Here is an 8,298-nt window from a genome sequence, read left to right as displayed (position 1 = left end):
GTCACCGAGTTGCTCGTCGACAACGGTTCGTCTGTGAACGAGTCAGCAACGTTGATGGTGATTCGCAGTCATGACTTGGATACGAAACAACAGCAAATCGAAGGGGAAATTGCGGCATTGCAGACCAGTTTGGCTGCGATCGCTGCAGGACGTAGTTCGTCGTCAAGCGAACTTCGCGAGCGAAACCGTTCCGCAAACGAACAAGTGCTGAAGGCAAAGCTCGAAGGATTGCGATTACAACGCGACTTGGTGGTCGTACAACAACAACAGCTCGTCGTGCGAAGCCCGATCGCGGGCAAAGTCGATCATTGGAACATGCGAGAAAATTTGGCATCGCGTCCGATCACTCGAGGTCAATTCCTGGCCGAGGTCTACTCACCCGAGGCAGGTTGGGAACTTGAAATCGAGGTGAACGATTCTGATTGCGGTTATCTGTTGCAATCGGATCAGGAAGCGAAACGCCGTTGTCGATTTTCACTTCGCTCGAGTCCGCAGAACATTCATGAAGCGACGCTCACTCGGTTACACGACGTCACTCAAAGGAACGTCCAAGGCGATTGGGTGATCAAGGGTGTCGTCCGTCCAGCGGACACCGATGCGGCGGGGTTGAATTCACTGCGAACCGGAGCGACTGCAAGCGTGGAGATATGGACAGGACGTCGAGCGATCGGGTTTGTTTGGTTTCGTGGTTTGATTCAGTGGTGGCGAACGACGTTATAGAAAGCCTTTTCGTAGCAAGGCTGTAGACGCAAGAGGATTTTGATTATGAACAATTATCGCGGTCTGAATCATGTACTTACGATCATTGCGTTTTCCGTGTCGGCAAATCCGTTATACGCTGAAACCGATTCACTGACGATCGAAGACTTGATCGTGGTCGTGGTTAACGAAGTTCAGGTACCAGCACTGGAAACCGGAGCGATTGACACGTTGGCGGTTCATGAAGGCATGGCAGTAAAGCGTGGCGATATTCTCGCGACGCTCGACCGTCGACGTGCGGAACTGCAACAGCGGCTCGCCAAGATCGAACTGGCAATCGCGACGGCCAATGCAGACGATTCCTCTACCATCGCGTTAGCAGAAAAAGCGTACCGACGACAACAACAACTCGGTAAACAACAGTCAGTCGACGTGACGATTGCAACACAGAAGGCGAGCAATGACTTGCGAGTGTTGGCTGCGACTAAGGCCGAAGCGGTCGCAAAAAACGAATTGGCGAGGGCATTTGACGCACGTAAACGGTACGTCGACAGTGTTTCTCAATCGGAAATTGATGGGCTAAGCCTTGCTTATGAACGAGCACGACTCGAAAAAGAGCAAGCTCGTTTTGAACGTCAAATCGACCAACTCAATGTCGATTCGGAAAAACAGGCCGAGATTGTGCAAAAGATTGCAGTGGATGAAGCCGAAATCCAGATGTCTCAATCGGTACATCAACACGAGATCGAAACCCTCGAGCAGCAACGACGCCAAAACCAAAGCGAACTCGCTGAACTGCTTCTCGATCATCACAATGTCGTCGCTCCGTTTGACGCCACCGTGGTCGACGTAATGCGGCGTCCAGGCGATTGGGTTCGGGCCGGTGACCCCGTCGTGCGATTGGTGGGACTGCGTCGGCTTCGCGCCGAAGGCTACGTCGACGCCGAGCTCAGGAAGCCGTTATTGACGGTCGATTCGCCATCCCTTTTCCTGCGTGATTCCGGCGGAAACGTGATCGAGCGAACTGGCGATATCATCTTTGTCAGTCCCGAAATTGATCCGGTGAATCAGCAAGTGCGTTTCACCGTAGAGTTCGACAACCCCGATGACGCAGTGCTCCCGGGGATGCGAATGACGATGCATTTGAGGATACCATGAGCGTGTTTGCGAATCGTTTGCGGTTGCGTCCTGATCTGAAGTGGCAACGTACCGAAATGGGAGCCCACGTCGCTTGGATTGCCAAAGATCCGTTTGCCAACGAGTATTTTCATCTCAGTGAGCGAGACCGCAGCCTGCTGCAACTCGCCGATGGCACGCGTTCGCTGAGCGAAATTACTCAGGAGTGCAAGTCGTTATTTGCACCGCAACACGTTTCACCTGAGTCCGTGGTCGAATTTTTCGCCGAAGCACTTCGCAGCGGTTTGCTGACAGGCAGCGAAGAGGGCCGTGACGCAGTCGGCGATGACACGGATTTTGACGACCACGCATCCCCGAATCAAACGACACTGCAAACGAAGGCATCGCGTCGCTGGTGGCATGAACCGTTGGCGATTCGTTTGCCCGGCGTTGCGGTCGACCGAACGCTTGACCGTTTGCTGCCATGTCTGCGAGCGGTTTTACCCTTGCCAGCGAAAATCGCTGCAATTGCATTCACGATCATCATGGCCGCGACAGCCGTGGTGTATTTCGATCAAATTGCCATGCATCTTGATGCGGTCACACGCGAGCCCGTCGCAGATTGGGGTGTGTTACTGATCGCCGTGATATTCGTCTTGAAGGTCCTGCATGAAATCGCTCACGCAGTGACATGCAAATGGTTCGGAGCCGAATGCCGTCAAATCGGGGTGATGCTGTTGTTCGGCATGCCGGTACTGTATTGCGACGTGTCGGACGCCTGGTTATTAAAACAACGTTGGAAACGAATCATGGTGTCGAGCGCCGGCATGATCGTCGAATTGTTCGTCGCTGCGATCGCAATGTTATTGTGGTTGCTGCTTACCGACTCGCTCCTTCGCGATCTTTGCGTCACGGTGATGTTCGTCGGTTCGGTTAGCACCGTGGTGTTTAATGGCAATCCGCTGCTCCGCTACGACGGTTACTACATCCTTTCGGATTGGATCGGTGTTCCCAATCTTGCTTCGCAAGCATCCGTTTCGGTGCAAACGTGGCTACGACGATTGATATGGGACGATGCCTTCTCGTTCGCACGTACCGAGTCTGCAAACCGCTTGGCAAGCCATCTGTCGCACGCTCGATTGCGGATGTACTGGGTTGCCAGTTTGTCCTATCGAATATTGATCTATGCCACGTTGGGGGTGTGGGTCTATCGGCAAGCGGATCAAGTGGATTTGGGGCCCGTCGTCGGGATCCTGTTGTTGTTGGTCCTGATGTTAGGTGTCACCCGATGGCTGCGAGCGGTTTTCTCACCCCCGCCATCGCGGCGACGAAACCGATCGGGGCTGCTGCGACGTCCCCTTGCCATCGGGGTGATTGTGGCATCAGTGATTGCCGCCGCGTTTTGGATTCCGCTTCCGCACCGGATCAAGGCCCCTATGACAATCCGCATTTCAAAATCTCAACCGATTGTGGCAGCCTCGCCAGGACGGATTGTCGATGGAATTCGCGAAGGTTCGCTGGTGAAACAGGGTGACGTGATCGCGAAATTGACGAATCCCGATCTGATGCTATCGATGGTGGAAGAGCAAACCAGGTTGCAGGCGTTGCAGACCGAGCAGACAAGTTTGCAAAGTGTCCGTCCTACAACTCGACAAATCTCAGATCGCATCCAAGTGGTGTCTAAGTCGATCGAGACGAGCCAGCATCAGTTACAGCTACTTGCTTCCGAAGCGTCACTATTGGAAATCGTGGCTCCCGCATCCGGAATCGTTTTCTCGGCCGCTCAGCGTGTGCAAAACATCCGCAATCCTCGCACGCTAAGGACATGGGACAGCACCGCGCTAGCAATGCAAAATCGTGGAGCTTGGATCGAAGCGGGAACCGAGCTCGGCAGCTTAGGAGAACCGGGGCAATATGATGCAATCGCCTTGGTTCGCCAGCAAGATCTACGTTACGTACGTGAGGGACAATCGGTTTCATTGATGCTTCCTCATCTATCGTCCGGAGCGTTCCGCGGCAAAGTGGTCGAGGTTGCCTCGTCGTCGACGGACGGAATTCCCGAAGAATTGGCGAGCAAGCGAATGGTAAATCCGTCGAACCGTGGAAACGGACCTGGCGATGCCTATTATCAAGTGCGAGTTCGATTGCGGGCGAGCGATCAAACGAACGGCCATCCGAGCCATCCGTCTTTGGCGATGCGTTCGACGGGCTACGCCAAGATCAACGTGCCTTGGACATCGCTGTGGGAGCGATTGACAACGACAATCAGCGACGCTTTCTAAAAATTCATTCCAGTGGATCGAAGCCCCCTCCACGGCAACCGATTGGGAATCGCCCCGCTTTTCATCCTCGCGAAACGGCAGGCAAAATCCCCGTAGTCTATGTGGTTTGCCAGCGTGACGCATAAATCGCTTCTTTGCGAAACCAGACAGCGGCTTGCGAACACGCTAGAATCAAAGGCAGCTTCTCGATCCCACCTCGCCTAGGAGCCTTGCCTTTGTCTGCCCCCCCATTTCATCTCGCGATGTTACTGTGCTTCGCATCGTGGGCGGTTTCTGCGATCGCCAACGATCTGGATTCGGCCCAAGATCAATTTCGGACTGGCAGCTATACGGAAGCCGAGGCGGTTGCATCGGCGGCAGTCGAAAGCGGCATTTGGAACGAACGGTGGCCGCGGTTGTTGATCCAGTGCCAATTGGAACAAGGCAAATATGCCGAGGCACTGCAAACGTACGAGAATGCAATTCGTCGGTACCCCACCAGCATGACACTTAGGATGCTGGGGCTCGAAGCGATCCGTTTCAACAATCTTTCCGAAAGAGCCGACGAGGAGCGAAAGCGATTTTTTCAGATTTTGCAAAGTTCGCCGCTTCGCTTCGCCAGCCGTGACAACCTGATCGCGGCGGGCCGCTATTTCGTCGAAGAGGGCGAGGATGCCCGCCAAGTGCTAGAGATGTTTTACGATCGCGTGCGTGATTCCAATCCCGATTTTCTCGAAGCCTACATCGCAACCGCCGAGCTCGCGTTGGAAAAAGGCGATTACAAGGTCGCGGCGGAAACGCTGGCCGAGGCCGAGCGAATCGATGACACCGATCCGCGGACGAGCTACTTGAAAGCGCGTGCATTCGAATCGTCGGATTCCAAGGTCACCATCGAATCGCTGCAACGAGCACTCGAACGGAATCCCAATCACATTCCGGCCTTGTTGATGCAAGCCGAATTGGCCTTGGATCGCGAGCTGTATGAAGATGCAAATGCCTCGATCGCGGCGGTCTTAAAAATCAATCCGTCGGAACCAGACGCGTGGGCATTGCGTAGCGTGATCGCGCATCTCGAAGGCGACACCGAACGTGAACAGGAAATGCGCCGCAAAGCACTCAGCACATGGAACCAAAATCCGCGTGTCGACTATTTGATTGGCAGCAATTTGTCGCAGAAATACCGATTCGCGGAGGGTGCCGCCTACCAACGTCGCGCCCTCGAATTCGATCCCGACTATCACGCCGCGAATTTCCAACTCGCTCAAGACCTGCTTCGTCTGGGCAACGACGACAAGGGATGGACGCTGGCGAAATCGGTCGCGGATGACGATCCGTACAACGTCGTCGCCCACAACTTGTTGACACTTTATGACCGAATCAAAGGCTTTAGCGTTTTAGAATCGGGCGATATTCACGTCCGCATGGATCCCATGGAAGCAGACCTGTATGGCGACGCGGTGCTTGAATTGTTAACCGAAGCGCGAGCGACGCTATGTGAAAAATATGACGTCCAACCCGATGCACCGATTATGGTCGAAATCTTTCCCGAGCAGAAAGATTTTGCCATCCGCACATTTGGGTTACCCGGCGGCGATGGATATTTGGGCGTTTGCTTTGGCCGTGTGATCACCGCCAATAGCCCAGCCAGTCAGGGGGAGCGACCGTACAATTGGAAGAGCGTGCTGTGGCACGAGTTTTGTCATGTCGTGACACTCGAGAAAACCAAGAACCGAATGCCTCGTTGGCTCAGCGAAGGCATTTCGGTCTACGAAGAGCGGATGCGAAACCCTGCGTGGGGTGAGTCGATGACGCCTCAATATCGCGAGATGATCTTGAGTGAATTGTTAACGCCCGTCAGCAAGTTGAGTTCCGCGTTTCTGAGTCCTCCCTCGGCTTTGCATCTGCAGTTTGCCTATTACGAGTCCTCGCTCGTCATTGAATTCCTGATTGAAAAACACGGTATTGAATCGCTGAAAACGGTTCTTGTTTCTTTAGGCGACGGGTTGTCGATCGACGATGCGTTGACGCGATCCGTGGGCTCGCTCGATCGACTTGATGTCGAATTTGCAACCTACGCCCGTGAAAAAGCGGAGGCGTTTGCACCTGATGCGGATTGGTCACGGGAAGACTTGCCCGCCGATGTAACGAAGGCGGAGCTAGCCAAATGGGTGGAAGATCACCCCACGAACTATTGGGGATTGCGGCGTCTTGCCGAAGCGTGGATTGCGGGCAAACAGGACCAAAAGGCATTGCCAGTACTCGAGAAAATCGTTGAACTCGGGGCGGTAACGCAAGAGCGGGAAGGTCCACTTGAGTTATTGGCTGACGTTTACCAGCGATTGGGCCAGGAAAAACGCGAACGTGAGACACGCGAGCAAGTTTTAGCACTTTCCAGCGATGCTTTGCCCTCGTACCGGCGTTTAATCGAGATCGCGACGCAACACGATGACTGGCAACACGTTTTAGAATACAGCGAAGCGACGCTGGCGATTCAGCCGCTACAGCCGTTTGGATACGAGCACATGGCGGTGGCCGCCGAGAAACTGAAGAAGCCAGAGAAAGAGATTCGACCGTTGAAGGCGCTTTTACAAATGGATCCGATCGACCCTGCCGCACTGAATTTCCAGTTGGCCCGTGCCTGTTTTCAAAGCGGTCAAACGACGTCTGCCAAACGGCACGTATTGTCGGCCCTCGAGGCCGCGCCGCGTTACCGGGATGCCCATCGATTGCTGTTGGAAATCGTGGCGGATTCGCAGTGATAAGCAGGTCAAGATGAGTCATTCCACATAATGATCTAAGCCGACGTTTCGCCGGTAAATACCGAACGTCTTGCTTAGAACGAATCAGAAGCAGCGGAGAGGAAAAATGATCACACGACGTTTACTGCTGATCGGCGTTCTGTTCGTCTTCGTTGCCGGGGCGGCGGTCGCCCAACGTGGATGGCGATGGCGCAATTCGGGCCCTCACACCGAACGCAATGGCGTCCCCGATTGGGAAGTCGATCCCAATTTCCCTGGCGATTTGTTTACCTTTGTGCGAATCAAATACGACTCGTATGGCGGGCGGGGAGGCGGCGGTGGTTGGGCGACCGATTACCGCGACAGCGATCTGAACTTTTCTCTCCGCTTGCAACAACTGACCTCGCTGAAGGTCAATCCAGAACCAATTGTCCTGGAATTGACCGATGATCAATTATTTGATTATCCGTTCATCTACATCATCGAACCTGGCAGCTTGGTTTTCAGTCAAGCCGAAGTCGCCGCACTTCGCCAGTACTGCTTGAACGGTGGTTTCTTGATGGTCGATGATTTCTGGGGCGATTCACAATACGAAAACATGCGTCGTGAATTGAAACGGGTCTTTCCCGATCGTGATCCGGTCGAGGTTCCGCTGTCGCACGAAATTTTTCACAACGTCTACGACCTAAAAGAGAAGCCGCAGGTGCCCGCGATCAACGCGGCACGCCGAGGTATGGCGGGCGAGGTCGGGTCGTATGAATGGGCTTCCGACGGCAGCGATACGAGTACCCCTCACTACCGAGCGATCAATGACGACGAGGGGCGGATCATGGTCTTCATTTGTCACAACACCGATCTCGGTGATGGCTGGGAACGCGAAGGCGAGAACCAATGGTACTTTGAAGAGTTTTCCGTCAAGAAAGCCTACCCGATGGGCATCAATATCGTGACCTACGCGATGACGCACTAAGTAGATGCCCCACTAAGAAACCGTTCGGCAGGAATCACCGAGTTCTAAATTAAACCAAGGAAAGCAACATGAGCACTGAAGCATTCTCAGTGGAAGAGGAAGCACGCACGGTCGAGCAAATTCGCAATGGCCGCGAGCGAATCTACGCCGAGCTTTCCAAGACCATCATCGGTCAACACGATGTGATCGAACAACTGCTAATCAGCCTGTTTGCCGGTGGACACTGTTTGATCACGGGAGCACCGGGGTTGGCCAAAACGCTGCTGGTTCGCAGTGTTGCTCAAATCTTTCACTTGAAATTTCAACGCATCCAGTTCACTCCGGATCTGATGCCCGCGGACATCACCGGTACCGAGATTTTGGAAGATTCCGGAGGTGGGCATCGCAAGATGACGTTTGTCAAAGGCCCGATCTTTGCCAACGTCGTCTTGGCGGACGAAATCAACCGGACGCCGCCCAAGACGCAGGCTGCACTACTCGAAGCGATGCAGGAGCATCAAGTCACCGCTGCGGG

Annotated in this window: 6 protein-coding genes; all 6 read left to right on the top strand. The window is 54.1% G+C overall.

What is annotated here, in order from left to right:
• On the top strand, positions 1–720 hold a 720-nt coding region (locus tag ABX962_RS23415), incomplete at its 5' end, for a hypothetical protein (protein ID WP_372722819.1).
• 45 nt (positions 721–765) lie between these two features.
• Positions 766–1,857 (top strand): efflux RND transporter periplasmic adaptor subunit, encoded by a 1,092-nt coding sequence (locus ABX962_RS23410; RefSeq protein ID WP_372722817.1) that lies wholly within the window; start codon positions 766–768, stop codon positions 1,855–1,857.
• The gene (locus ABX962_RS23405; protein ID WP_372722816.1) at positions 1,854–4,097 is read left to right on the top strand and encodes an HlyD family efflux transporter periplasmic adaptor subunit; all 2,244 of its coding nucleotides are present in this window, start codon (positions 1,854–1,856) and stop codon (positions 4,095–4,097) included. Before ABX962_RS23410 ends, ABX962_RS23405 begins: the two co-directional genes overlap by 4 nt.
• 242 nt (positions 4,098–4,339) lie before the next feature.
• Positions 4,340–6,835, top strand: coding sequence for a tetratricopeptide repeat protein (locus ABX962_RS23400; RefSeq protein WP_372722814.1), 2,496 nt, complete (start codon positions 4,340–4,342; stop codon positions 6,833–6,835).
• A 106-nt stretch (positions 6,836–6,941) separates the two neighbouring features.
• Positions 6,942–7,784, top strand: coding sequence for a DUF4159 domain-containing protein (locus ABX962_RS23395; RefSeq protein ID WP_372722812.1), 843 nt, complete (start codon positions 6,942–6,944; stop codon positions 7,782–7,784).
• Between the two features lie 68 nt (positions 7,785–7,852).
• Positions 7,853–8,298 (top strand): AAA family ATPase (locus ABX962_RS23390; protein ID WP_372722810.1); only part of this gene is annotated, 446 nt, incomplete at its 3' end.

Origin of the sequence: Novipirellula sp. (genome assembly GCF_041583735.1) — a bacterium.
In the GTDB taxonomy this organism is placed as follows: Bacteria; Planctomycetota; Planctomycetia; order Pirellulales; family Pirellulaceae; genus Novipirellula.
The sequence above is the reverse complement of the archived record's forward strand: the minus strand, read 5'-3'. Positions and strand labels throughout refer to the sequence as shown.

What these genes read in the sequence shown, in the direction of transcription:
- ABX962_RS23410 (WP_372722817.1), top strand. Translation starts at nt 766, where the DNA reads ATGAACAATTATCGCGGTCTGAATCATGTACTTACGATCATTGCGTTT.
- ABX962_RS23405 (WP_372722816.1), top strand. Translation starts at nt 1,854, where the DNA reads ATGAGCGTGTTTGCGAATCGTTTGCGGTTGCGTCCTGATCTGAAGTGG.
- ABX962_RS23400 (WP_372722814.1), top strand. Translation starts at nt 4,340, where the DNA reads ATGTTACTGTGCTTCGCATCGTGGGCGGTTTCTGCGATCGCCAACGAT.
- ABX962_RS23395 (WP_372722812.1), top strand. Translation starts at nt 6,942, where the DNA reads ATGATCACACGACGTTTACTGCTGATCGGCGTTCTGTTCGTCTTCGTT.